This is a genomic window from Aeromonas sp. S19(2024) (assembly GCF_041402625.1).
In the GTDB taxonomy this organism is placed as follows: Bacteria; Pseudomonadota; Gammaproteobacteria; order Enterobacterales; family Aeromonadaceae; genus Aeromonas; species Aeromonas caviae.
Window position 1 is genome coordinate 106,381 of record NZ_JBGLQU010000008.1, and the last position, 22,932, is coordinate 129,312.

Here is a 22,932-nt window from a genome sequence, read left to right on the forward strand (position 1 = left end):
GCAGTCTCGGGGCCGATGCCAAGGAGACAATACACAGAAGGGCGGCTCATGGCCGCCCTTCTGCTGCTTGCTGGCACTTAAACTGGTTTGCTGTCCAGTGAGGAAAAGGGAGCGCAGGAGTGTCTGATCACCAGGTCCGGATCCACGGTGATCATGCGGTTCGCGATAGGCTCGCCGTTGATGCGCGCCAGCAGCCGGGTGACGGCGAGGCGGCCCAGCTCCTCTTTCGGTTGATTGACCGTGGTGAGCGGGGGGGACATGAACTGGGCCAGCGCCACGTTGTCATAGCCGACGATGGAGAGATCGCGGGGGATCACCAGCCCTGCCTGATGGGCGGCACTGATGACCCCCATGGCCATCATGTCGTTGCAGACAAACAACGCGGTGGGGCGCTCTGGCAGTGCCAGCAGGCGGGTCATGGCGGCGGCGCCGCTGGCGCAGTCAAAGTCTCCCTCCTGGATCCAGCCCGGATTGACGGTGAGTCCGGCCTCCTGCATCGCCTGCTCGAAACCCGCCTGGCGCTGGTTGGCCGGGGCGCGGCTGTGGGGGCCCGTGATGCAACCGATGGCAGTGTGACCCAGCCCCAGCAGATGGCGGGTTGCCAGGTAGCCGCCACGATGGGAGTTGTCGGCGATGAGATCCACCTCGCCGTTCTCCATGCCCCAGTCCATCACCACGACCGGCAGGCTCTTGAGCCAGTCGAGCTGGTTGAACACCTCCTGCTGCCCTTCACTGCACATGATGAGCAGGCCGTCGACCCGTTTCCTGAGCATCATCTTGAGGTAGGAGAGCGCGGTCTCGGCCTGTCCTTCGGTGTTGCCCAGCATCAGATTGTAACCCTGCTCGAAGCAGTAGCGCTCCACCCCGCGCACCACCTCGGCGAAGAAGGGGTTGCTGGAGGTGGTAACCAGCATGCCGATGCTGTTGGTCTCCTTTACCTTGAGGCTGCGGGCCACCAGGCTCGGGGCATAGTTGAGATCGCGCATGGCCGCGAAGACCCGCTCCCGGGTCTCTTCGGCCACGAAGCGGGTCTCGTTGATGACGTGGGAGACGGTGGTGGTCGACACCCCCGCCAGCGCGGCCACCTCCTTGATATTGGCCATCAGTGCCCCTGCGCAGTCTGTTCAAGGAGGAAGGTATCGACCTCCTGCTTGCTCGGGATGGAGCTCTGGGCACCAAACCGGGTGACGGAGAGTGCCGCCGCCCCGTGGGCAAAGCGCACGGCTGCGTCAAAGTCGGCGCCGGCGAGCTCGGCCGCCAGGAAGGCGCCGTTGAAGGTATCCCCGGCCGCCGTGGTATCCACCGCCTTGACCCGAAAACCCGGCATGAGCGCCTGTTGCTGCCCCTTGCTGCAATAGACCCCTTGAGACCCCAGGGTGATCATCACCTCACCGATGCCCATCTGGTGGAAGCGGGCGGCAGCCTCCCGGGCGCTCGCTTCGTCCGTCACCTTGACGCCGGTCAGCAGCTCGGCCTCGGTCTGGTTGGGGGTGATGAGGTCCACCAGCGCCAGCAGATCCCTTGAGAGCGGGCGTGCGGGGGCGGGGTTGAGCACCACCCGGGTGCCGTGGGCACGAGCCAGACGGGCCGCTTCCTGCACGCTCTCCAGCGGCACTTCCAGTTGCAGCAGCAGGGTGTGGGCGGCGGCGATGATCGCCTCGTGACCTTGCACCACGGCCGGGGTGAGGGCGCCGTTGGCTTCGGCGGAGATGCCGATGCTGTTCTCCCCCTCGTCGCTCACATAGATGATGGCGATGCCGGTGGGGAGCCTGGGGTCGAGTTCGACGGCGCTGACATCGATGCCGTCGTTGGCAAACCCGGTTTTCATCTGGTGGCCGATGGCATCATCACCGATGCGGGCGATGAAGGAGACAGGGGCGCCGAGGCGGGCGGCGGCCACCGCCTGATTGGCACCCTTGCCGCCGGGAACGACCTGATAGCTGTGGCCGGTCAGGGTTTCACCGGGGCGGGGAAAGTGGGGGACGCGCAGCACATGATCCGCATTCACGCTGCCGAGGACTACGAGACGATTCATTCCTATCACCCTTGGTTGAGTACATCCTGGTCTGGGTGGGCCCAGACCAGGTGGCACTGGCGGAAAAAGAGAGGGGAGGCGAACCTCCCCCCTACAACTTACTTGTTGACGATTTGCAGCGGTACCGGGATGGATTTTTCCACCGGTTGACCCTTGAGCACCTTGTCGGCGGTTTCCACGCCGATGGCGCCGATGAGGGCGGGCTGCTGGGCCACGGTGGCGGCCAGTTTACCCTTGGCCACGGCGGCTTTGCCATCGTCGGTGCCGTCAAAGCCCACGATCATCACCTCTTTGCCGGCGGCCTGCACGGCGCGGATGGCACCCAGCGCCATCTCGTCGTTCTGGGCGAACACCGCCTGCACGGTCGGATGGGCGGCCAGCAGGTTCTCCATGACGTTCAGACCCTTGGTGCGGTCAAAGTCGGCGGGCTGGGAGGCCAGCACCTGCAGCTTGTTGGCGGTGACCGCCAGGGCGAAGCCTTCGCCGCGATCACGGGCGGCGGAGGTGCCGGCGATCCCTTCCAGCTGGATCACCTTGGCACCGCTGCCCAGCTTCTCGGCGATGAAGTCGCCAGCCAGCTTGCCACCGGCCACGTTGTCAGAGGCGATGTGAGCCTTGACGTCACCCTGGGCTGCGCCGCGGTCCAGGGTCAGCACCGGGATGTTCGCCTTGTTGGCCAGGCGAATGGCGTTGCCCACCGCTTCGGAGTCGGTCGGGTTGATCAGGATGGCGTTGACCTTGCGCACGGTGAGATCTTCCACGTTGGAGAGCTCCTTGGCCGGGTCGTTCTGGGAGTCCAGCACCACCAGCTCGTAGCCAAGCTCCTTGGCCTTGGCTTCGGCGCCCTCCTTCATGGTGACGAAGAAGGGGTTGTTGAGGGTGGAGACCACCATCGCCAGGGTGTGATCCGCGGCCTGGGCGGTGCCCAGCACGGACATGATGGCGGCAGCGAGCAGGGTATTGAGCTTTTTCATCATTTCATTCCTTGTGTGTGGCGTGGCTTGTTAACGGTTGCTTTTGTTATCGATCATCACGGCAAGCAAAATCACGCTGGCCTTGGCGATCATCTGGTAATAGGAGCTGACGTCGAGCAGGTTGAGGGCATTGTTGAGGAAGCCGATGATGAGGGCACCGATCAGGGTACCCATGATACGGCCCTTGCCCCCCATCAGGCTGGTGCCCCCCAGCACCACGGCGGCGATGGCATCCAGCTCGTACCCCATGCCGGCAGTGGGCTGGGCGGAGGAGAGGCGGGATGTGACGATGAGCCCGGCCAGTGCCGACAGCATGCCGCACAGACCATACACCGCGAGCTTGACCCGAGCCACATTGATACCGGAGAGGCGGGTGGCCGATTCGTTGCCGCCGAGGGCATAGATGTAACGGCCCAGGCGAGTGTGGTTGAGCAGGTACCAGGCCAGCAGGAAGACGATGGCCATCAGCCAGATGGGCACCGGCAGGCCCAGCAGGTAGCCGGTCCCGAGCCAGGCGAAGTGATCGGCGCCGTCACTGAAGCCGGTGGAAATGGGGCGCCCCTCGGTGTAGACCATGGTGACGCCGCGCAGGGCGGTCATGGTGACCAGGGTGGCGATGAAGGCCTGTACCTTGCCCTTGGCGATGATGAGGCCGCTGATGCTGCCAAGCAGAGCGCCCGCACCCAGGGTGAGGGGGATCACCAGGCCGATGGGCAGCTCCATGGCCACCATGGTGGCGGCCAGGGCGCCGCACAGGGCGAGTACCGAGCCGACCGACAGATCGATGCCGGCGGTGAGGATGACCAGCGTCATGCCGACCGCCATGATGGCGTTGACCGATGTCTGGCGCAGGATGTTGAGCAGGTTGTCGGCGGTGAAGAAGTTGGGGCTCAGGAAGGAGACCACGCCGATCAGCACCAGCAGCGCGACTAGGGACTTGTTCTCGATCCACCAGGCCTTGCTCATGACGCCGCGGCGGGAAAGGGTTTGGGTTGTCATTGTGCTGCCTCTTGCTCTGCTTGCCACTGTTTACCGACTGCCGCTGCCATCAGCTTCTCCTGATTGGCATCGCGGGTGTTGAATTCTGCGCTGATGCGCCCTTCGTGCATCACCAGGATGCGATCACTCATGCCGAGCACTTCCGGCATTTCGGAGGAGACCAGGATGATGCTCATCCCCTCCTTCTTGAACTGGTTGATGAGCTGGTAGATCTCCTTCTTGGCGCCGACATCGACGCCGCGGGTCGGCTCATCCAGGATCAGCACCTTGGGCCGGGTCAGCAGCCCCTTGGCGATGGCCACCTTCTGCTGGTTGCCGCCGGAGAGCAGTTTTATCAGCTGATCCTGACTCGGGGTCTTGATGTTGAACAGACGCACATAGTCCCCTACCGCCTGGCGCTCGGCCTTGCCGTCAATCTTGCCGCCACGAATGAACTCGCCGAGGGCGCACAGGCTCATGTTTTCGCGCACCGACAGCTCCAGCACCAGGCCGTCGCCCTTGCGATCCTCGGAGATATAGGCGATGCCGGCGGCCAGACCATCGGCCGGGCTTCTGGGTACCAGGGCATGGCCATCCACCGTCACCTGGCCAGCGCTGATGGGGCTGGCACCGTAGATGAGCTTCATCAGCTCGGTGCGGCCGGAACCCATCAGGCCGCTGAAGCCCAGAATTTCCCCCTGACGCAGGGAGAAGCTCACCCCGCGCACGCCGGGGCCGGCCAGATCCTTGACCTGCAGGCTGACCGGGCCGAGCTCGCGCACCAGGCGCGGGTACTGCTCTTCCAGCCGACGGCCCACCATCATCTCGATGATCCTGTCTTCGTCGAGATCGCTCACCGCCTGCTCGCCGATCCACTTGCCATCCCGCAGCACGGTGACCCGATCGCAGATCTCGAAGATCTCTTTCAGGCGGTGGGAGATATAGACGATGCCGCAGCCCTGCTCGCGCAGTTCGCGAATGACGGTGAAGAGCTGCTCGGTTTCGGTGTCGGTGAGGGCATCGGTGGGCTCGTCCATGATGATGACGCTGGCATCGAACGACAGCGCCTTGGCGATCTCCACCATCTGCTGTTCACCGATGGAGAGATCCCCTAGTCGGGTATCCGGGCCGTGCTTGACGCCAAGCCGTGCCAGCAGACCGCTGGCACGCTCACGCAACTGCTTGTGGTCGATGCTGCCAAAACGGGTACGGGGTTCGCGGCCGAGGAAGATGTTGGCGGCAATCGACAATTCCGGCAGCAGGTTCAGCTCCTGGTGGATGATGCTGATCCCCTGATCCTGGGAGTCGCGGGGGCCCTTGAAGTGAACCGGCTGGCCGCGATAGCTGATGCTGCCCGAATCGGCCTGGTAGATGCCGGTCAGCACCTTCATCAGGGTCGACTTGCCAGCGCCATTTTCGCCGAGCAGGGCCATCACCTGGCCCGGATAAACCCGAAGACCCGCGTCGTCGAGGGCGCGTACCCCGGGGAAGGTCTTGACGATCCCGGTCAGCTCCAGAATGGGTGAGAGGGGGGAGGTTGTGCTCATTTGCAGCTTCCTTGAAGAGGCTTAAAACGCCACACCGGCGCAGAGGATCAGGTTGGCGTAGGGAGTCACCTCGCCGCTACGCACGATAGCCTTGCTCTGGCGGGAGCGGGTTTTGAACTCCTCATGCAGGCAGTACTCGATGGTGATGGGTTTGCCTTGAGCCGCGGCGTGCACCTCCAGCTGATCCACCAGCGCCTGATGGGTGGCGGGGCTGATCGCCTTGATCTCGCTTGCCATGATCACCTTCTCCACCACCAGGTCGGTGAGCAAGGCGGTCAGTACGGTTTCAAGGCTGGGGGTGCCCGCCATCAGCGCCAGATCGATGCGCTCCGGCCCCGTCGGAATGGGCAGGCCCGCATCGCAGACGGTGATCTCGTCGGTGTGGCCCATCTGCGCGACCAGCGCGCTTAAGGGAGCATTGAGCAGCTTGCCTCGTTTCATACAGCACCTCGGCGGCCTGGGACCGCATATGGATATTGAGTTGGGCAATCGGTTACGCAACCGGTTGCGTCATTAGGGCGAAAGATAGGTGTTAACCGTTAACGGGTCTAGGCAGTGATGACGAAAATGTGAAAACGATCTCAGTGACAGGGCAATTTCAGAAGAAACGGGTGCCAGAAGAGCACCCGTCTGAGAGGCGTCGCCGGATGTTGCCCGTACAAAAAGGCGTACCCGGCGCGAGGAGATCAGAGGGCGAGCGCCGCCTGCACTGCGGGGCGGGCCAGCATGCGCTGATAGTGATCCGCCACCTTGGGAAACTCGCTGATGGCCACCCCGTCGCTCTCGAGCCAGCCTGCAATCACGAAGAGGTAGATGTCGGCCAGGCTGAAGCGCTCCCCCAGTACCCAGGGGCCGGCCAGATAGTGGCGCTCAATCTGGTCAAAGCCATCGCGCATGTTCTGGGGCATCTTGGCCTGCATGGCAGCCATGGCCTGTTCATCGTCGGCCCAGCGGCCGGGACGGCGTCCGTGGGCATGGGCGACATGGACGGTGGAGACGAGGAAACTGTGTACCTCCTGCATCCTGGCCAGGAGGAAGGGGTCATCCAATGGGGCCAGCCCGGCGTTAGGAAAACGCTGGGCCACGTAGAGCAGCAGGGCCGGTGTTTCGGTCAGCACGCCATGCTCCGTCACCAGTGCCGGGACTCGCCCCTTGGGATTGATGGCGAGGTAGTCGGGGCTGCGCTGTTCGCCAGCGGCCAGATCCAGGCGCTTGACAAGGTGAGGGGCACCGGCCTCCACCAGAGCGATGCGTACCGCCATGGCACAGGTACCGGGGGCAAGATAGAGCGTCAGTTCGGACATGACCGTTTTCCTTGTGTGAGAGAGAAGAGCCAGTGGACATCTCGTCCGCCAGCGCGCGCCATCATCCTACTCCCGTTGGACAGAGGGGCCAAGGGTGAGGGGAACCTCATCAAGAAGGGCTGCAAGGCCTTTGGTATCAATGGCTTTCTGAACGGAAGATAACAGGAAAAACGGCTACGCATGCCGGTTCAAACCGCTATAATGTGCCACCTTGGATCAGTCGTCAGTGAATGTTGGACAGTCAATTGAGTAATAGAATGCGGATCGGTGGAACCCTCGAACAGTCCCTCAGCCAGGGATATCGTCTGGACCTGCAAGGGGTGTTGAAAGAGGGGTGGCAACAGACTCGTCGCACCGGTTTCGGATTGGCGCTGGCCATCGCCGGGGTCATGGCAATCTGGATCCTGCTGAGCAATACCTTGCTGACACCTTATGTCGCCCGTGAAGGAGGGGATATGGATATGGCCCTGATCCTGAGCCTGCTGGTCACGGTGATCATGTCACCCATGACCTCCTCCCTCGACATGCTGGGGTTGCAGCAGTCGGTGGGGGTGCGCGCCCGGCCGAGCCAGGTATTCGACTTCTTCCGCCACTTCCTGCGCCTGGGCAGCCTGAGTCTGCTCGGCAGCCTCATCACCAGCCTGTTTGGCCCCCTGTTCGAGCTGCTGGGCGTGCCGGTGATGCTGGCCTTCATCCCTTCCGCCCTGGTGGGCATGGGGCTGGTGTTTACCGTGCCCCTGGTGCTGGAGCGCGGTCTTTCCCCGGCTCAGGCCATTCTGGTCTCCCTCAAGCTCTTTGCCCGGGGCTGGCCCAGCATAGTGCTGCTGCACGGGGTCATGCTGGCACTCTTCTTCCTGGCGCTCATCCCCATGGGGCTGGGACTTATCTGGGTGGCGCCGCTCTACTTCAACTGCAAGGGCATTCTCTACCGGGATCTGTGTGGGGTGGCAGTCGAAGTGACCGAGGTTGCCAGTGGCAACGACGGGCAGGGCCCGGATCATTTCAACGCATAACGGGATACCAGGGGATCAGCCGGTGTCGACCCGCCCGGAACATGATGCAAAAGGATGGCATATGAACAAGCGATACGGGATGGCGGCGCTCCTGCTGGTACCCATGCTGGGACAGGCTGAGCCGTCCCTTGAACTCGACTACGGCACCTTCTACAGCCAGATGAAGACCTTCGCCAAGGGGGAATTTGGCCACGCCAGACTGGGCTTTTATCTGGCCAGTCAACAGAACGGTCGGCGCTGCGGGCTCACCTCGGCCCGGGTCTCGACCCCGGACAGGGATGTGCCCGCCGAGGTCACGGTGGATGGCGAACTGCGTCTGCCCTATGACGATGATCTCAACCTCGACAAGGCGATCGTGGTGGTGGGGCTCACCGAGGCCCACGCCGCCTGCGATCTGTCGGTACAGGTGATGGCCGACGCCCCCGCCACACCCGAGGTGCCGCTGGCCGAGCTCGTCTCGCGCCAGCAGCAGATGCAGCGATTGCTCGACAAGATGGCCGGCATGGTCGGCCAGTATTTCCTGCCCAAGATGGAAGGGGTGAGGATCTCCATGGTGGCGCCCACAGGCACAGCCTACCTTGTGGAGGGAGCCCGTCAGGAGGCCGTCTCCTGGCAGCAGGGGCAACTGCTGCTCAGCAATGCGCAGCTGAAGGGGTTTGCCCAGGGCAAGCTGCAACTGCAAGGGGAGATCCTGCGCCTGACCCCCTGGCTGCACAAGGGGTAGCGACCCGAGTCCGCAGATTGCCAGAATGAAAAAAGGAGCGCCTGGCGCTCCTTTTCTGTGGGTGACGGGGCTTAGCGCACCTCAATCACGTCCAGCATGTCCATCTCGTCGATGTCCAGCAGCGGCGCCTTGGGCAGCTCGGGCGGATCAAATGCCTTGTCGCCACCGTCGATGATGCCGGAGTCGCGGTTGATGCTCTTGAAGTCAAACAGCTGGTGATCGAGCAGGTGGCTCGGGATCACGTCCTGAATGGCGGTGAACATGGTCTCGAGACGGCCCGGGAAGCGGCGATCCCACTCCTGCATCATCTGCTTGATGGCCTGGCGCTGCAGGTTCTCCTGGGAGCCGCACAGGTTGCAGGGGATGATGGGGAAGGCCTTGACCTCGGCATAGCGCACCAGGTCTTTCTCCTTGCAGTAGGCCAGGGGGCGGATCACCACGTTCTTGCCATCGTCGCTCACCAGCTTGGGGGGCATGGATTTGAGCTTGCCACCGTAGAACATGTTGAGGAACAGAGTCTCGAGGATGTCGTCACGGTGATGGCCAAGGGCGATCTTGGTGCAACCCAGCTCCTGGGCGGTGCGATACAGAATGCCACGGCGCAGGCGGGAGCAGAGCGCGCAGGTGGTCTTGCCCTCTGGTACCTTCTCCTTGACGATGGAGTAGGTATCTTCTTCCACGATCTTGAAGTCGATGCCGAGGGTGCTCAGGTATTCAGGCAGCACGTGCTCGGGGAAGCCGGGTTGTTTCTGATCCAGGTTGACGGCCACCAGATCGAAATGGATGGGGGCGCTGGCCTTCAGGCTCATCAGGATGTCGAGCATGGCAAAGCTGTCCTTGCCGCCAGACAGGCAGACCATGATCTTGTCACCCTCTTCAATCATGTTGAAGTCGGCGATGGCCTGGCCCACGTTGCGCCGCAGGCGTTTCTGCAGCTTGTTGAAACTGTATTTCTCTTTGGCGTTAAGCTCTTCTAGCATGGCCTCAAACCCGGGACAAAAATAAGCGGCTTATTATAGCCATGTCCCGGGGGAGGGCAAGAAACGCTTATGCAGGATGACGCCTGTCATCCACAGGGCAGCTGTAATCGTCGGGTTTGAGGATGAGAATGTCGCAGTTGAGCCTGTCCACCACGTGCTCGGCGGTGTTGCCAAGCAGGGCGGCAGAGAGGCCGGTACGGCCGACGCATCCCATGATCATCAGGGTGGCATTCAGTTCGTCCGCCATGTCCGGCAGCACCTCCTCCGGCAAGCCTTCCGCCACCTTGGTCCACATGTGGTTGATGCCGAACTGATCGGCATGTTCCCGCAGCAGATCTTCATGGTGTTTGCGAATGGCATCGTTGTAGGCGTTGGGATCGAACTCTGGCAGTTCGATGGCGACATTGACCGGAGTGCCCGGGTAGGTGTTGACCAGATAGAGACTGGCACCAAGCAGCTCGGCGATGGCGATCCCCTCGCGGGTGATCCGCTCGTTGAGCACCTTCTGCTCCTTGTCATCGCTCGAGCAGTTGATGGCGGCAATCAGGTTGCCCCCCCGTTGCCAGTGCCCTTCTTTTACCAGCAGAACCGGACAGGGGCATTTGCGCAGCAGGTGCCAGTCGGTGGGGGTAAAGATGAAGGTTTGCAGGAAGGAGTGCTTGTGAGTCGCCTTGACGACCAGATCGTGACGCTGCTCCAGCACTTCCTGAATGACGCACTCGAAGGGACGGTTGTGCCAGAGCACTTTCACCTCGCATTCCAGCCCTCTGGCCCGATAGGGGGTGAGGATCTCGTCGAGCCACTCCCGACGCTGGGCGATGACACCATGGCGCATCTCTTCCCGCTCGTCTGCCGAGAGCATGGCGGTCATCTCGTAAGAGAAGTCGTAAATCGTCAGGAGCAGGGTCAGCTGGGCGCCCTCATCCAGCTCGGCGACCTTGACCGTGCGCTCGAGCGCGATCTGGCGCTCCTCCTCGGGATTGATCACCACCAGAATGTTTCGGTACTTGACCATGTTCTCCTCCTTGGCAAAAAGGCCAATGATGGCAACTCTTTAGCTATTACAGCTTAGTCCAAGGGGGGAGACGGGAAGGTGTGCCGGATCAAATTTCAGGGTGATCCGATCCGGCAAAAAGGGAATAAACGGGGATTAACCGCAGGGAGGACGAGTGGCTCCGGCCATGACGCCCAAGGCAACGTTGTCCAGTACAGTAATGTATTTGCCTTTGACGCTGATGAGACCGGATTTCTGGAAACGGCCCAGCAGGCGGCTGATGGTCTCGACGGTGAGACCGAGGTAGTTGCCGATGTCCCCACGGGTCATGGAGAGGCGGAACTCCTTGGCGGAGAAGCCGCGCTCGGAGAAACGAACCGAGAGATTGTGCAGGAAGGCAGCGAGGCGCTCTTCGGCGTTCTTTTTGGAGAGCAGCAGTATCATCTCCTGGTCGCCCATGATCTCGTTGCTCATCAGCCGCATGATCTGCTGGCGCAGTTTGGGCATCTTGCCAGAGAGGTCGTCGAGCACATCGAACGGGATCTCGCACACCATGGCGGTTTCCAGCGCCTGGGCGAAGGAGGGGTGTGCCTGCTTGTGGATGGCGTCGAAACCGACCAGATCACCGGCGAGGTGGAAGGCAGTGATCTGTTCGTCACCCTGTTCGGTGATGGTGTATGACTTGATGGTCCCGGAACGTATGGCATAGAGCGACTTGAGCTCATCGCCGGCCTTGAACAACTCTTCACCCTTCTGGATCGGCTTTTTGCGCTCGATGATGCTGTCGAGCTGATCGAGCTCGTTGTCGTTCAGGGTGAAGGGGATGCAGAGCTGGCTGATGCTGCAATCCTGGCAATGAATTGCACAGCCACCGCTCTGAATACGTCTGCCAGGTTTCTTGTCCGGGATCATAGGCTCAAATGAATAATTGATTTATATCAAACAAGTTTACCACCATCTCATCCGTTTTGGATAGGGTTTCAAAAGGACGCCATCCCGATCCAGAGGGTGTGGATCCCGTAGGCAATAAGCAGCAAGGCGCCCCCAAGGCGCAGGCTGCGCAGGGTGAGCCAGTAGCGCAATCGGTCTGCCAGCCCCCCCAGCGCAAACAGAGTCGGCAGGGTGCCGAGGCCGAAAAAGAGCATGATGAGTGCCCCGCCACTTGCGGAGCCTGCGGCAGCGCTCCAGGTCAGCATGGAGTAGACGAGGCCGCAAGGGAGCCAGCCCCAGACCATGCCAAAGGGGAGGGCCTGCCAGGCTGATGTAAACGGGAGAAACCTGCCTGCCAGCGGCTTGATGAGAGGCCAGAACTTCGCACCGATGCGCTCGAGCAGCAAGACGCCATGCCACCAGCCAGCCAAGTAGAGGCCGAGCGCTATCATCAGCAGGGCGGCGATGAAGCGAAGCCCTGCCAGGGCGTGTTTGCCAGCGCCTATCTCCGTGGTGGTGGCGAGCAAACCACCCACCAGCGCGCCCGCCAGCACATAGCTCAGGATGCGCCCCAGGTTGTAGTTGAGCAGATAACCGAGTCGGCCCCAAAAATGCTGCTTCTCGGCAGGTATGGCCATGGAGAGCGCTGCGGACACGCCGCCGCACATGCCGATACAGTGGCCGGCACCGGCAAGCCCGACCAGCAGGGCGCCCATGAGGTCAAGGCTGCTGGTCATGAGGCTTGCTTTCCTGTTCTGCTTGTTGTTCAGGGGAGGGCAAGGGGCGCTGCTCCTCGTCAAACAGGATGTTGGAGCCCTGCCTGTCGAGATCCTCGAACTGCTCGGAGCGGATGGCCCAGAAGAAGACGGCTCCTGCAATGACAACGAACAGGATGGCGATGGGGATAAGGACGAAGATGATGTTCATGGCGCGGACCCTGTGGTGAAAGGGGGATGATAACCCGGCGAGGCAAGAGGTGCCGCCACCCGGGAGGATGCCAGATGGCTGCTCACCGGTTGAGCCGCATGGAGTTGGTGACCACGATGAGGGAGCTCAGGGACATGCCAGCAGCCGCCAGATAAGGGGGGAGCCAGCCACTTGCCGCCAGCGGCAGCACAAGCAGGTTGTAGCCGATGGACCAGGCAAAGTTCTCCTTGATGATCTTGCGAGTGCGCAGGGCCAGGGCCCGGGCGGCCAGCAGACGGGAGAGATCGTCGGCCAGCAGGATGGCGTCGGCACTGTTCTTGGCCAGATCCGTGCCCCCCGCCATGGCAAAGGACGCGTGGGCGCCAGCCAGCACAGGGGCGTCGTTGATGCCATCTCCCACCATGATGCTGATATCCCCGGCCGCTTCCCGGGCCTTGAGATAGGCCAGCTTGCCGTCCGGGGTGACCCCTTTTACCAGCTCATCGACCCCCAGCTCGCGGGCCAGCATGTCCGCCTGGTCCGAACCGTCGCCGGTGAGAATGGTGGTTTGCAGGCCTGCCTCCTTGAAGGCCTGGATCAGTGCACCGGCATCGGGGCGCAGCGTGTCGGCCAGGATGAAACGGGCCAGCAGTCCGTGTTCATCGGCCAGATAGATGGTCAGCCCTTGAGCGGCATTCTCTTCTTGCGCCAGTTCGAGCCAGCGTGCACTGCCGATGCGGTAATGCTTGCCCTCAATCACTCCCTGCACGCCGTGGCCGATGACGGGGGTGACGTCGCTGGCGGCGAACGGCACCCCGTCCGCCAGTGGTTTGCTTCGAAACGCACGGGCGATGGGATGCTCGGAGTAGGTCTCCAGGGCCTGGGCGAGGGCGAGGCAGCGGGCTGCGTCGAGCTCGCCGAGGGGCTGGGTGCTCACCAGGCTGATGTTGCCCGTGGTCAGGGTCCCCGTCTTGTCCATCACGATGCGGTTGGCCCGGGTCAGAATGTCCAGCACGTGGCCGCGGCGCAGCAGGATGCCGCTGCGGGTCAGGTTGGCAGTGGCCGAGGTCAGTGCGGTCGGGGTGGCCAGCGAGAGGGCGCAGGGGCAGGTCGCCACCAGCACCGCCAGGGTGACCCAGAAGGCCCGCTCGGGCTGATGAAAATGCCAGAAGGTCCAGACCCCGGCCGCAATGATCAGGAGCACCAGGATAAAGTGGCGCGACAGCACGTCCGCCAGCTGGGCGATGGCGGGCTTGTCGTCCAGAGCATGATCCTGCAGGCGCATGATCTGGGCCAGGCGCGACTCTTCAATGGAATGGCTGACCCGGATCTCCAGGGGGGCATCGGTGTTGATGGTGCCTGCATAGACGGGATCTCCGGCCTGTTTGAGCAGAGGCAACTGTTCGCCAGTCAGCATGGATTCGTTGAGGCTGGCCTGGCCCAGGGTGACGATGCCGTCTGCCGGCAGGGTGGCCCCCGCAAGTACCCGCACCCTGTCTCCGACTCGCAGCGTCTTGGCGGCCACCTCGTGTTCGCCGTCATCATCGATGCGGGTCGCCATGATGGGCACCAGGCGCGCCAGGTTGGAGCTCGACTCCGACGCCTTGCGCCTCGCTCGCAGTTCCAGCAGACGGCCCAACAGCAGGAAGAAGACGAACATGGTGATGGAGTCGTAATAGACCTCACCCGTGTTGAAGACCGTGGCCCAGATGGAGGCGACGAAGGCGCCGATCAGTGCCAGCGACACCGACACATCCATGGAGAGGTGCCCCTGCTTCAGGCTGCGCCATGCCCCCACGTAAAAAGGCTGGGCCGAGTAGATCATGATGGGGGTGGAGAGCAGAAGGCTTATCCACTTGAAGTAGATCATGAACTCCTCTTCCACGCTGATGAAGAGGTCCATGTAGAGTGCCACGGCGCACATCATCACCTGCATGGAGCCAAGGCCGGCCAGCGCCATGCGGAACATGTAGCTGCGCACCTCTTTGGCGTAGAGCGCTTCCTGCTGATGAGTCTGGAAGGGATAGGCGCGATAGCCGACCCTGGCAAAGCCCTTGAGAATGTCGCTCAAAGAGAGCTGGGCCGGATCCCACTTGATGCGGGCGCGATGGGTGGTGGTATTGACGTTGATGTAACGCAGACCGCGCAGGGTCATCAGGTGCCGCTCGATGAGCCAGGCACAGGCGGCGCAGGTCAAACCTTCCACCGTCAGCTGGATCTCGCGCGTCGTTTCGCGACCCGTACCGGTGTCGGTGACGAACTCCTGCTGCACCTCCGCCAGATCGTAGTGGGTGAGGGCGGCGAGCTCTTCGGGCACCAGTTCCCCCTTGATGCCGGGAGCGGTGCGGTGTTCGTAATAACTGGCGAGGCCGCATTCGAGAATGGTCTGTGCCACGGCCTGACAGCCAGGGCAACACATCGGCTGAACGATGCCTTTGATCTCGAGAGTAAAGTTACTGCCAGTGGGAACCGGTTCACCACAGTGAAAACAGCCGGTCATGGTGATCATCCCTCTTTGATGCAGCCCTGCAGGCCGGGTCGGGGAGAAGGGCGGCTGACCGGCGTGCCGATCACCCTGCCTTCGTGATTCAACGTCCCTTGGGATCGAGCTCAATCGCTGCCTGAGTCGGCAGTTGTGCCGTCTCCTGGAGGCGCCATTCATGGTTGAAGGCATCGACCCGCACGTGCCACTTGCCGGTGAGGGGCTTGTCGAGCATCAGGCGATAGACTCCCTTGCCATCGGCCGTCAGCAGATGTTCGCTGTCCAGGCCCGCCAACGTGGGATGAAACAGGGAGAGGTGCAGTGCCTGCCCGAGGGGGAAATCCCCGGACAGTGGATTTAACGTCAGCTCCTTGTCGCTGACATTGAGGGCGATACGGATGCCGAGCGCCTCGGCGCGATCGAACTTGCTGAGATCCTGGTTAATCTCCTTGCCCTGCTTGTAGTAGTCCTCCGCCACCAGGTTGACCCCATCCTTGCTGGCAATGATGGCGGTGGCGATGCTGCCTACCACGGCGGCGCAGGGGAGGGCGATGATGAACCAGGGCCAGAATTGGCGATACCAGGGTTGAGTCATGATGCTACCGAAACAAATGGTTAACGAAATGGCGGTAATTCAGCCAACACAAGATAACAAAAAGCCTCGAAGAGTCGAGGCTTTTTGCTGATTAATCACGTGCTTATCACATGTTACTGCTGATTTTGCCGATCGTTGTGGGACAAGCTGTAAACGTAGGAAGCGAGCAGATGTACCTTGTCTTCCCCCAGAATGTCCTTCCAAGCCGGCATCACGCCGTGGCGCCCGTGGGTGATGGTCTGTTCGACCACCTGACGGGAGCCGCCATAGAGCCAGATGTTGTTGGTGAGATCCGGTGCGCCGAAGGCGATGCCGCCCTTGGCATCCGGACCGTGGCAGGCGGCGCACATGGCAAAGCGTGCCTCCCCTTTCTTGGCTTCCACCAGATCAACCTTGCGACCGGAGAGGCTCAACACATAGGAGGCAACCTCCTTCACCCCGTCCTGACCCAGGATCTCGCCCCAGGCGGCCATGATCCCCTGACGACCGCCCATGATGGTGGTCTTGATCTGGTCGGGGGCGCCGCCCCACTGCCATTCGCTGTCGGTCAGGTTCGGGAAACCGCGACCACCGCGGGCATCGGAGCCATGACACTGGGAACAGTTTTGCAGGAACAAGCGCTGACCCACCTTCAGGGCTTCCGGATCCTTGGCGATCTCGGTGATCTCCTTGTAGCTCTTGCCGTCAGCCTGATAGGTCAGCTCGCGGAACTTGGCGCCGTAGATCTCGTCGGCCTTGGCGAGTTCCCGGTCGTATTCCACCGCGCGTCCTTCGGCCTTGGCAGACTCGGCCGCCGCCTTGGACTCGGCCAGGGAACGCACATCCTGGTTGGAGCTCTGCCAGCCCAGCAGACCCTTGAAGTTGCCAAGGCCCGGGAAGGCGAGCAGGTAGATGAGCCCGGTGACGATGAAGAAGAGGAACATATAGGACCACCACTTCGGCAGGGGATTGTTGATCTCCTCGATGCCGTCGAAGGTGTGACCCATGGGTTTGCCCTCTTCGGCCCCCATCTTGTCCTTCATGCACCAGGCCAGCAGCAGGAAGCAGCCGAGAATGGTGCCAAGGCTTATGACGGTCACAAAAATGCTAAACAGAGTGCTCATTATTGCTTCGCTCCTGCGTTCTTGTTATCAGCACTGGGTTGCTCGTCATCGGCAAAAACCAGGTTGGCGGCCTCGTCGAAAGAAGCCTTGCGGCGCTTGCTGTAGGCCCAGACGATGATGCCAATCATGATGACCATCAGCAGCAGGGTGTACAGGCCGCGAAATGTGCCGTAATCCATATCCCGACTCCTTATTTCAGGGCATGGCCCAGTGATTGCAGATAGGCGATCAGCGCATCCAGCTCGGTCTTGCCCTTGACGGCCTCACCGGCGCCAGCGATGTCGGCATCGGTATAGGGCACGCCGAAGTGATCCCGGAACAGAGCCAGCTTCTTGCCAGTCAACTCGCCGCTCAGCACATTGGTCTCGAGCCAGGGGAAGGCCGGCATGTTGGACTCGGGCACCACGTCACGCGGGTTGATGAGGTGGGCGCGATGCCAGTCATCGGAGTAGCGGCCGCCGACCCGGGCCAGATCCGGGCCGGTACGCTTGGAGCCCCACAGGAAGGGGTGCTCCCAGACGCTCTCGCCGGCAACCGAGTAGTGGCCGTAGCGTTCGGTCTCGGCGCGGAACGGGCGGATCATCTGGCTGTGGCAGACGGTGCAGCCTTCGCGGATGTAGATGTCGCGTCCTTCCATCTGCAGGGCGGTGTAGGGCTTGAGGCCCTCCACCGGCTCGTTGGTCTGCTTCTGGAAGAACAGGGGGGTGATTTCCACCAGGCCCCCCAGGCTGATGGCGAAGATGATGCCAATCACCAGCATGGGGACGCTTTTTTCAAAAATCTCGTGACGGTTGTTGTTGCTCATGCTTTAAACCCCTTCAAATCAGGCTGGCTGTGCGACGGGTTCCAGGGAACCCTTGGGCGCAGTGACGGTGCGGTAGGCGTTGTAGGCCATCAGCAGCATGCCGGTGACGAAGAAGCAGCCACCCAGGAAGCGCACGAAGTAGAAGGGATAGGAAGCTTGCAGCGCCTCCACGAAGCTGTAGGTCAGGGTGCCGTCGTCGTTGACCGCACGCCACATCAGGCCCTGCATCACACCGGAAATCCACATGGCGACGATATAGAGCACGGTGCCCACGGTGGCCAGCCAGAAGTGGACGTTGATGAGCTTGATGCTGTACATGCGCCCCTGCCCGAACAGGTTCGGGATCAGGTGGTAGACGGCACCGATGGACACCATGGCAACCCAGCCCAAGGCACCGGAATGAACGTGACCGATAGTCCAGTCGGTGTAGTGGGAGAGGGCGTTGACGGTCTTGATCGCCATCATTGGGCCTTCGAAGGTCGACATGCCGTAGAACGACAGGGAGACGATCAGGAAGCGTAGGATGGGGTCATAACGCAGTTTGTGCCAGGCACCCGAGAGGGTCATGATGCCATTGATCATGCCGCCCCAGGAGGGCACGAACAGGATGAGGGACATCACCATGCCCAGCGACTGGGCCCAGTCAGGCAGGGCGGTATAGTGCAGGTGGTGCGGACCGGCCCAGATATAGAGGGAGATCAGCGCCCAGAAGTGCACGATGGAGAGGCGGTAGGAGTAGACGGGGCGACCCGCCTGCTTGGGCACGAAATAGTACATCATGCCAAGGAAGCCCGCCGTCAGCAGGAAGCCCACCGCGTTGTGGCCATACCACCACTGCACCATGGCATCCATGGCACCGGAGTACATGGAGTAGGACTTCATGCCGGAGAGCGGCACTTCCATGTTGTTGACGATGTGCAGCACGGCCACCGTGATGATGAAGGCACCGAAGAACCAGTTCGCCACATAGATGTGGGAGGTGGTGCGCTTGACCAGGGTGCCGAAGAAGACGATGGCATAGCTCACCCAGACCACGGCGATGGCGATGTCGATGGGCCACTCCAGCTCGGCGTACTCTTTGGAGGTGGTGTACCCAAGCGGCAGTGAGATGGCTGCAGACAGAATGATCGCCTGCCAGCCCCAGAACACGAAGGAGGCGAGGGGACCACCAAACAGTCGGACCTGACAGGTGCGCTGCACCACGTAGAAGGAGGTGGCCATCAGGGCGCTGCAACCAAATGCGAAGATGACCGCATTGGTATGCAGGGGACGCAGACGGCTGTACGTCAGCCAGGGGGTGTCGAAGTTGAGGGCAGGCCAGATCAGCTGGGCTGCAATCAATACACCCACCGACATGCCGACGATACCCCAGACAATCGTCATGACGGTGAACTGGCGCACAACGGTATAGTTGTACTCAGGGTGGTTTGTTGTATGGCTCATCGTTGTATTCCGCTTCCGATGCTGTTGTTTGTGTTGCCCGGTGTCCTGGGCCATTTTCACCCCGGTTTTGCAAAATCCTCTCGTTAACATCTGTTAATAAAAGGAAAAGCAAAAGGTGGTTAAATGAAAATCCATTGAGAATGATACTGAAGTGACCGGTAAAATAACAGTACAAACAGTGATATATTTGGCTCCAGCGGGTCTCATGTCCGCCAGTTTTTACCTTGCGCCAGATCACGAAAATTACATTTTCAAAGTACCTTACAGAGCTGTTTTTTCATGAAAGAGAGACTCACTTCACGCAAAATCGTCCACCTGTCCATGGTGCTGGTCATTTTGCTCTCCCTGATGGCCTATCGAACCTGGTTTTCAGGCACTGGAAGCGACCATGCAGAGGGCACCAATGTTCAGATTTGTGATCTGTCCCACAGCCCCTGCCGCCTCATCGTCGGAGATCGCCCGCTGACGGTCAGCATCGATGGCTTGCCGATCCGCCCTGAACATGACTTTGTCCTGCGCCTTCAAGGGGGTGTGCCGGCCATCACGCCGGTCAAGGCCTGGCTCGAGGGCAAGGATATGTTCATGGGGCTCATCCCCGTGCTGTTTGAACCCAGCCAAACGGGGTGGCGAGGGGTGACCCAGGTGGGAAGTTGTACGACCGAGGCGATGGACTGGCTCCTGACCATCGAGTGGAGCAATGGCCAGCGCCATCAACTGACGTTGGGCGCGGCACGTTGAACGGACTCTCATCGGGCCCCAGGAGGGGGGATAATTGAAAATTGATTTGAAATTTTCAGGCAGGACGGTACCTTGCATTGATTATCAAGGAGTGAAGTTCATTTAATCATGATTGAAAAACAAGCATTTTATCGCACGCTCAACCAGCAGGCCCAGGCATTGCTGGAGGGCGAACCCGACATGATCGCCACCCTGGCAAACCTGTCTGCACTGCTCAATCAGGAACTGGCTGACATCAACTGGGTTGGTTTCTACCTGCTGCAGGGCGAGACCCTGGTGCTCGGCCCGTTCCAGGGCAAGCCGGCCTGTGTGCGCATCCCGGTCGGGCGCGGCGTCTGTGGCACTGCGGTTGCCGAGGGCAAGACCCAGCTGGTGGACGACGTGCACCAGTTCGCGGGGCACATTGCGTGCGACGGTGCCAGCAACTCGGAAATCGTGATCCCGCTGCGCCGTGGCGGGGAGATCATCGGGGTGCTGGACATCGACAGTCCAATCTTTAACCGCTTTGACGAGCAGGACCGGATTGGCCTCGAAGAAACGGTGCAAATTTTGGAAAGCATGCTCTAAGTCATTGCTAGATGGTTCGCAAAAGGTCCCAAGCTCTCTATAATGGGGCCTTTGTTGTGTTCGGGCATGCCCGTGCGTCTATATGAAAGCCAAGGTTATACATGGAAAACACTGAAAAGCTGAAGAACAGTAAAGAGATCGTCGCCTACCTGGTCGAGAAATTCCCGGCCTGCTTCATCGCTGAAGGAGAGGCCAAGCCACTCAAGATTGGCATCTTCCAGGATCTGGCCGCGCGTCTTGCTGATGACGAGAGAGTCTCCAAGACCATGCTGCGCTCTGCTCTGCGTCAATACACCTCCAGCTGGCGTTACCTGCATGGCCTCAAGGCTGGCCAGGCCCGTGTCGATCTGGACGGCAACCCGGGCGAGCTGCTCACCGAAGAGCACATCGAGCATGCCAAACAGGCGCTCAAGGAGAGCAAGGAACGTGTCTTTGCCAGCCGCCGCACCAATACCAAGGAGAAGGAAGACAAGCCCAAGCAGCCGCGTCGCAACGCGCCGCGCAAGGCTGACGCTCCCCGCTCCGACAAGCCCAAGTCCGCCCCTGCTCCCAAGGCTGCACCGGTCGCCGATGCGCCGCTGGTGAAAGTGGATGCCGCTACCCTGAAAGTCGAGCAGGGCGTGCGCGTCGTGCTGGGCAAGTCCCCTGTGCCTGCGACCATCAAGGAAGTGACCAAGGATGACGTACAGGTTCAATTGCAGACCGGCATGATGTTGCGGGTCAAGTTCGAGCATCTGGTTCTCTAAGGAGACGAATGTTGAAGCATGGCGTGATTCGTTTTTCACTCGTTGCCTGTAGCCTGGCGCTTGCCGGGCTCGCACAGGCCATCGAGCCGGTGCTCAAGGAAAGTGATTTGCCTGTGTTGGCTCAAGAGAGCCAACATGCTACGGCCAGCAAGCGAATTGCCAATCTGTTTACCCGCTCCCACTACAAACAGTTCAAGCTGGACGACGCCTTTTCCTCCGTGATCTTTGACAAGTATCTGGAGAATCTGGACTACAGCCGCAACCTGTTTCTGGCCTCTGACATCAGCCGTTTTGAGAAATATCGTACCGGTTTTGACACCGACCTCGAGCGAGGGCGACTGGCTCCGGCCTACGAGATGTTCAACCTGAGTCAGCAGCGGCGGTACGAGCGGTTCGAATACGCCCTCAAACTGCTCGACACTCCCTTCGATTTTACCCAGAAAGACAATTACGTCTTCGATCGGGAAGGGGCTCCCTGGCCCAAGGATGAAGCCGAGCTCAACGAGCTGTGGCGTCAGCGGGTCAAGTTCGATGCCCTGAGCCTCAAGCTCAGCGGTAAGGAGTGGCCCGAGATCAAGGAGCTGCTTGGCAAGCGTTACAACAACGCCATCAAGCGGATGTCCCAGACCGAGAGCGAGGACGTGTTCCAGCTCTTCATGAACTCCTTCGCCCGCGCCATCGAGCCGCACACCAGCTATCTGTCTCCGCGCAGCGCCGATCGGTTCAACACCGAGATGAACCTCTCGCTGGAGGGGATTGGGGCCGTGCTGCAGGCGGAAGATGACTTTACCGTCATCCGCTCCCTGGTGCCAGGCGGCCCGGCGGCCAAGTCCAATCACCTGAAACCCGATGACAAGATCACCGGGGTGGGGCAGGACGACGGAAAGATTGTGGATGTCATTGGCTGGCGTCTTGACGACGTGGTCGAGCTCATCAAGGGGCCCAAGGGCAGCAAGGTGAAGCTGGAGATCCAGCGCGGCAAGGGTGCAACCGCCAAGACCGAGCTGGTGGAGCTGGTGCGTGACAAGGTGCGTCTGGAAGACAGAGCCGCCAAGTCCAAGGTGATCACCGCCGAGGGCAAGAAGATCGGCGTGCTCGAGATCCCGAGCTTCTACGTCAACCTGCACGACGACGTGATCAAGGAGATCTCCAGCCTTAACAAGCAGAAGATCGACGGCCTCATCGTCGATCTGCGCGGCAACGGCGGCGGTGCCCTGACGGAAGCCTCCGCCCTGAGCGGTCTCTTCTTCGCCAGCGGCCCCGTGGTGCAGATCCGTGATCACATGGGTCGCATCACCGTCAACGGCGACGACGACGGCAATGTCTACTACGGTGGCCCCATGTCGGTGATGATCGACCGCTACAGCGCCTCGGCCTCCGAGATCTTCGCCGCCGCCATGCAGGATTACGGCCGTGCGCTGATCCTCGGCGAAAACTCGTTCGGCAAGGGGACGGTGCAGCAGCATCGCAGCCTCGCAAAGGTCTATGACTTCTACGAGCAGCCGCTGGGTCACGTGCAGTACACCATCGCCAAGTTCTACCGTATCGATGGCGGCAGTACCCAGAACAAGGGGGTTGCACCCGATATCGCCTTCCCGACCGCAGTGGCGCCGGGTGAGACGGGGGAGAGCCGCGAGTTCAACGCCTTGCCCTGGGACAAGATTGCCTCGGCCAGCTACGAGCGACTGGGGGACTTCTCCAGCCTGCTGCCCAAGCTGAAAGCGGCCCACGAGGCACGGATCACCAAGGATCCGGAATTTGCCTATGTGCTGCAGGACATCAAGGAGTATCAGGCGGACAAGGACAAGAAGTCGGTCTCCCTGAACGAAGCCGAGCGGCTGGCTGAACAGGCCAAACAGGACGAGAAGGCGCTGGCGCGAGCCAACGAGCGGCTGACCCGTCTTGGCAAGCCGACGGTGAAGAGCCTGGATGAACTGCCGACCGATTTCGAGGCACCTGACGAATACCAGGTGGAAGCGGCCAACATCACGGCGGATCTGGCCACCCTCAGCAAGAAGAGCTGATGCTGGCAACGAAATGACAAGGGCGACTCGGGTCGCCCTTTCTT

24 protein-coding genes are annotated in these 22,932 nt (G+C 61.1%); 6 read left to right on the forward strand and 18 right to left on the reverse strand.

From position 1 onward, the window contains the following. Positions 1-77: 77 nt before the first annotated feature. The 7 genes from ACB037_RS15975 to ACB037_RS16005 form a co-directional block, all read right to left on the reverse strand. Positions 78-1,103, reverse strand: coding sequence for a substrate-binding domain-containing protein (locus ACB037_RS15975; RefSeq protein ID WP_371175578.1), 1,026 nt, complete (start codon positions 1,101-1,103; stop codon positions 78-80). Further along, positions 1,103-2,035: a ribokinase gene (gene rbsK, locus ACB037_RS15980; RefSeq protein WP_239053548.1), complete on the reverse strand. Its 933-nt coding sequence runs from the start codon at positions 2,033-2,035 to the stop codon at positions 1,103-1,105. Before rbsK ends, ACB037_RS15975 begins: the two co-directional genes overlap by 1 nt. 98 nt (positions 2,036-2,133) lie before the next feature. After that, positions 2,134-3,009, reverse strand: coding sequence for a ribose ABC transporter substrate-binding protein RbsB (rbsB, locus tag ACB037_RS15985; protein WP_010674790.1), 876 nt, complete (start codon positions 3,007-3,009; stop codon positions 2,134-2,136). Positions 3,010-3,039: 30 nt separating this feature from the next. Next, on the reverse strand, positions 3,040-4,008 hold the full coding sequence (gene rbsC, locus ACB037_RS15990; protein WP_042879504.1) for a ribose ABC transporter permease: 969 nt from the start codon (positions 4,006-4,008) through the stop codon (positions 3,040-3,042). Further along, the gene (rbsA, locus tag ACB037_RS15995) at positions 4,005-5,534 is read right to left on the reverse strand and encodes a ribose ABC transporter ATP-binding protein RbsA (RefSeq protein ID WP_371175579.1); all 1,530 of its coding nucleotides are present in this window, start codon (positions 5,532-5,534) and stop codon (positions 4,005-4,007) included. Before rbsA ends, rbsC begins: the two co-directional genes overlap by 4 nt. Before the next feature lie 21 nt (positions 5,535-5,555). Further along, on the reverse strand, positions 5,556-5,975 hold the full coding sequence (gene rbsD / locus ACB037_RS16000; RefSeq protein ID WP_371175580.1) for a D-ribose pyranase: 420 nt from the start codon (positions 5,973-5,975) through the stop codon (positions 5,556-5,558). A 245-nt stretch (positions 5,976-6,220) separates the two neighbouring features. Continuing rightward, complete coding sequence (locus ACB037_RS16005; RefSeq protein WP_039040777.1) at positions 6,221-6,838, reverse strand: glutathione S-transferase family protein; 618 nt, start codon at positions 6,836-6,838, stop codon at positions 6,221-6,223. A 257-nt stretch (positions 6,839-7,095) separates the two neighbouring features. Here ACB037_RS16005 and ACB037_RS16010 point away from each other — a divergent pair, with 257 nt between their 5' ends. Next, positions 7,096-7,851 (forward strand): hypothetical protein, encoded by a 756-nt coding sequence (locus ACB037_RS16010; protein WP_042017089.1) that lies wholly within the window; start codon positions 7,096-7,098, stop codon positions 7,849-7,851. A 61-nt stretch (positions 7,852-7,912) separates the two neighbouring features. After that, on the forward strand, positions 7,913-8,575 hold the full coding sequence (locus ACB037_RS16015) for a DUF2987 domain-containing protein (protein WP_336592787.1): 663 nt from the start codon (positions 7,913-7,915) through the stop codon (positions 8,573-8,575). 71 nt (positions 8,576-8,646) lie between these two features. Here the strand turns inward: ACB037_RS16015 and ttcA are convergent, their stop codons facing one another. From ttcA to ccoN, 11 genes are all read right to left on the reverse strand, one after another. Beyond that, positions 8,647-9,555, reverse strand: coding sequence for a tRNA 2-thiocytidine(32) synthetase TtcA (gene ttcA / locus ACB037_RS16020; RefSeq protein ID WP_010674783.1), 909 nt, complete (start codon positions 9,553-9,555; stop codon positions 8,647-8,649). 67 nt (positions 9,556-9,622) lie between these two features. Further along, positions 9,623-10,570: a universal stress protein UspE gene (gene uspE, locus ACB037_RS16025; RefSeq protein ID WP_371175581.1), complete on the reverse strand. Its 948-nt coding sequence runs from the start codon at positions 10,568-10,570 to the stop codon at positions 9,623-9,625. 135 nt (positions 10,571-10,705) lie between these two features. After that, a complete protein-coding gene (locus ACB037_RS16030; protein ID WP_041215139.1) occupies positions 10,706-11,461 on the reverse strand; it encodes an FNR family transcription factor in 756 nt (251 codons plus the stop codon). A gap of 68 nt (positions 11,462-11,529) precedes the next feature. Beyond that, the gene (locus tag ACB037_RS16035) at positions 11,530-12,216 is read right to left on the reverse strand and encodes a sulfite exporter TauE/SafE family protein (RefSeq protein ID WP_202042463.1); all 687 of its coding nucleotides are present in this window, start codon (positions 12,214-12,216) and stop codon (positions 11,530-11,532) included. Then, a complete protein-coding gene (gene ccoS, locus ACB037_RS16040; protein ID WP_202043651.1) occupies positions 12,200-12,406 on the reverse strand; it encodes a cbb3-type cytochrome oxidase assembly protein CcoS in 207 nt (68 codons plus the stop codon). Before ccoS ends, ACB037_RS16035 begins: the two co-directional genes overlap by 17 nt. Before the next feature lie 82 nt (positions 12,407-12,488). After that, a complete protein-coding gene (locus ACB037_RS16045; RefSeq protein WP_316286309.1) occupies positions 12,489-14,885 on the reverse strand; it encodes a heavy metal translocating P-type ATPase in 2,397 nt (798 codons plus the stop codon). A gap of 88 nt (positions 14,886-14,973) precedes the next feature. Next, positions 14,974-15,462 carry a FixH family protein gene (locus ACB037_RS16050; protein WP_010674777.1) on the reverse strand — a complete coding sequence of 163 codons (489 nt, stop codon included), beginning with the start codon at positions 15,460-15,462 and terminating at the stop codon, positions 14,974-14,976. A gap of 113 nt (positions 15,463-15,575) precedes the next feature. Then, positions 15,576-16,565, reverse strand: coding sequence for a cytochrome-c oxidase, cbb3-type subunit III (gene ccoP, locus ACB037_RS16055; protein WP_039040785.1), 990 nt, complete (start codon positions 16,563-16,565; stop codon positions 15,576-15,578). Continuing rightward, positions 16,565-16,744, reverse strand: coding sequence for a CcoQ/FixQ family Cbb3-type cytochrome c oxidase assembly chaperone (locus ACB037_RS16060; protein WP_010674775.1), 180 nt, complete (start codon positions 16,742-16,744; stop codon positions 16,565-16,567). Before ACB037_RS16060 ends, ccoP begins: the two co-directional genes overlap by 1 nt. Before the next feature lie 11 nt (positions 16,745-16,755). Next, positions 16,756-17,370 (reverse strand): cytochrome-c oxidase, cbb3-type subunit II, encoded by a 615-nt coding sequence (ccoO, locus tag ACB037_RS16065; protein WP_010674774.1) that lies wholly within the window; start codon positions 17,368-17,370, stop codon positions 16,756-16,758. A gap of 18 nt (positions 17,371-17,388) precedes the next feature. After that, on the reverse strand, positions 17,389-18,813 hold the full coding sequence (gene ccoN / locus ACB037_RS16070; protein WP_010674773.1) for a cytochrome-c oxidase, cbb3-type subunit I: 1,425 nt from the start codon (positions 18,811-18,813) through the stop codon (positions 17,389-17,391). A 279-nt stretch (positions 18,814-19,092) separates the two neighbouring features. Between ccoN and ACB037_RS16075 the strand changes: the two genes are divergently transcribed. From ACB037_RS16075 to prc, 4 genes are all read left to right on the forward strand, one after another. Then, entirely contained in the window at positions 19,093-19,551 is a 459-nt protein-coding gene (locus ACB037_RS16075) for a hypothetical protein (RefSeq protein ID WP_124243803.1), read from the forward strand. A 108-nt stretch (positions 19,552-19,659) separates the two neighbouring features. Continuing rightward, entirely contained in the window at positions 19,660-20,118 is a 459-nt protein-coding gene (locus ACB037_RS16080) for a GAF domain-containing protein (RefSeq protein ID WP_010674771.1), read from the forward strand. 101 nt (positions 20,119-20,219) lie between these two features. Next, positions 20,220-20,864 carry an RNA chaperone ProQ gene (gene proQ / locus ACB037_RS16085; RefSeq protein WP_010674770.1) on the forward strand — a complete coding sequence of 215 codons (645 nt, stop codon included), beginning with the start codon at positions 20,220-20,222 and terminating at the stop codon, positions 20,862-20,864. A gap of 8 nt (positions 20,865-20,872) precedes the next feature. Further along, complete coding sequence (prc, locus tag ACB037_RS16090) at positions 20,873-22,888, forward strand: carboxy terminal-processing peptidase (RefSeq protein ID WP_041211433.1); 2,016 nt, start codon at positions 20,873-20,875, stop codon at positions 22,886-22,888. The last annotated feature ends 44 nt before the right edge of the window (positions 22,889-22,932 follow it).

What these genes read in the sequence shown, in the direction of transcription:
- ACB037_RS15975 (WP_371175578.1), bottom strand. Translation starts at nt 1,103, where the DNA reads ATGGCCAATATCAAGGAGGTGGCCGCGCTGGCGGGGGTGTCGACCACC.
- rbsK (WP_239053548.1), bottom strand. Translation starts at nt 2,035, where the DNA reads ATGAATCGTCTCGTAGTCCTCGGCAGCGTGAATGCGGATCATGTGCTG.
- rbsB (WP_010674790.1), bottom strand. Translation starts at nt 3,009, where the DNA reads ATGAAAAAGCTCAATACCCTGCTCGCTGCCGCCATCATGTCCGTGCTG.
- rbsC (WP_042879504.1), bottom strand. Translation starts at nt 4,008, where the DNA reads ATGACAACCCAAACCCTTTCCCGCCGCGGCGTCATGAGCAAGGCCTGG.
- rbsA (WP_371175579.1), bottom strand. Translation starts at nt 5,534, where the DNA reads ATGAGCACAACCTCCCCCCTCTCACCCATTCTGGAGCTGACCGGGATC.
- rbsD (WP_371175580.1), bottom strand. Translation starts at nt 5,975, where the DNA reads ATGAAACGAGGCAAGCTGCTCAATGCTCCCTTAAGCGCGCTGGTCGCG.
- ACB037_RS16005 (WP_039040777.1), bottom strand. Translation starts at nt 6,838, where the DNA reads ATGTCCGAACTGACGCTCTATCTTGCCCCCGGTACCTGTGCCATGGCG.
- ACB037_RS16010 (WP_042017089.1), top strand. Translation starts at nt 7,096, where the DNA reads ATGCGGATCGGTGGAACCCTCGAACAGTCCCTCAGCCAGGGATATCGT.
- ACB037_RS16015 (WP_336592787.1), top strand. Translation starts at nt 7,913, where the DNA reads ATGAACAAGCGATACGGGATGGCGGCGCTCCTGCTGGTACCCATGCTG.
- ttcA (WP_010674783.1), bottom strand. Translation starts at nt 9,555, where the DNA reads ATGCTAGAAGAGCTTAACGCCAAAGAGAAATACAGTTTCAACAAGCTG.
- uspE (WP_371175581.1), bottom strand. Translation starts at nt 10,570, where the DNA reads ATGGTCAAGTACCGAAACATTCTGGTGGTGATCAATCCCGAGGAGGAG.
- ACB037_RS16030 (WP_041215139.1), bottom strand. Translation starts at nt 11,461, where the DNA reads ATGATCCCGGACAAGAAACCTGGCAGACGTATTCAGAGCGGTGGCTGT.
- ACB037_RS16035 (WP_202042463.1), bottom strand. Translation starts at nt 12,216, where the DNA reads ATGACCAGCAGCCTTGACCTCATGGGCGCCCTGCTGGTCGGGCTTGCC.
- ccoS (WP_202043651.1), bottom strand. Translation starts at nt 12,406, where the DNA reads ATGAACATCATCTTCGTCCTTATCCCCATCGCCATCCTGTTCGTTGTC.
- ACB037_RS16045 (WP_316286309.1), bottom strand. Translation starts at nt 14,885, where the DNA reads ATGACCGGCTGTTTTCACTGTGGTGAACCGGTTCCCACTGGCAGTAAC.
- ACB037_RS16050 (WP_010674777.1), bottom strand. Translation starts at nt 15,462, where the DNA reads ATGACTCAACCCTGGTATCGCCAATTCTGGCCCTGGTTCATCATCGCC.
- ccoP (WP_039040785.1), bottom strand. Translation starts at nt 16,565, where the DNA reads ATGAGCACTCTGTTTAGCATTTTTGTGACCGTCATAAGCCTTGGCACC.
- ACB037_RS16060 (WP_010674775.1), bottom strand. Translation starts at nt 16,744, where the DNA reads ATGGATTACGGCACATTTCGCGGCCTGTACACCCTGCTGCTGATGGTC.
- ccoO (WP_010674774.1), bottom strand. Translation starts at nt 17,370, where the DNA reads ATGAGCAACAACAACCGTCACGAGATTTTTGAAAAAAGCGTCCCCATG.
- ccoN (WP_010674773.1), bottom strand. Translation starts at nt 18,813, where the DNA reads ATGAGCCATACAACAAACCACCCTGAGTACAACTATACCGTTGTGCGC.
- ACB037_RS16075 (WP_124243803.1), top strand. Translation starts at nt 19,093, where the DNA reads ATGAAAGAGAGACTCACTTCACGCAAAATCGTCCACCTGTCCATGGTG.
- ACB037_RS16080 (WP_010674771.1), top strand. Translation starts at nt 19,660, where the DNA reads ATGATTGAAAAACAAGCATTTTATCGCACGCTCAACCAGCAGGCCCAG.
- proQ (WP_010674770.1), top strand. Translation starts at nt 20,220, where the DNA reads ATGGAAAACACTGAAAAGCTGAAGAACAGTAAAGAGATCGTCGCCTAC.
- prc (WP_041211433.1), top strand. Translation starts at nt 20,873, where the DNA reads ATGTTGAAGCATGGCGTGATTCGTTTTTCACTCGTTGCCTGTAGCCTG.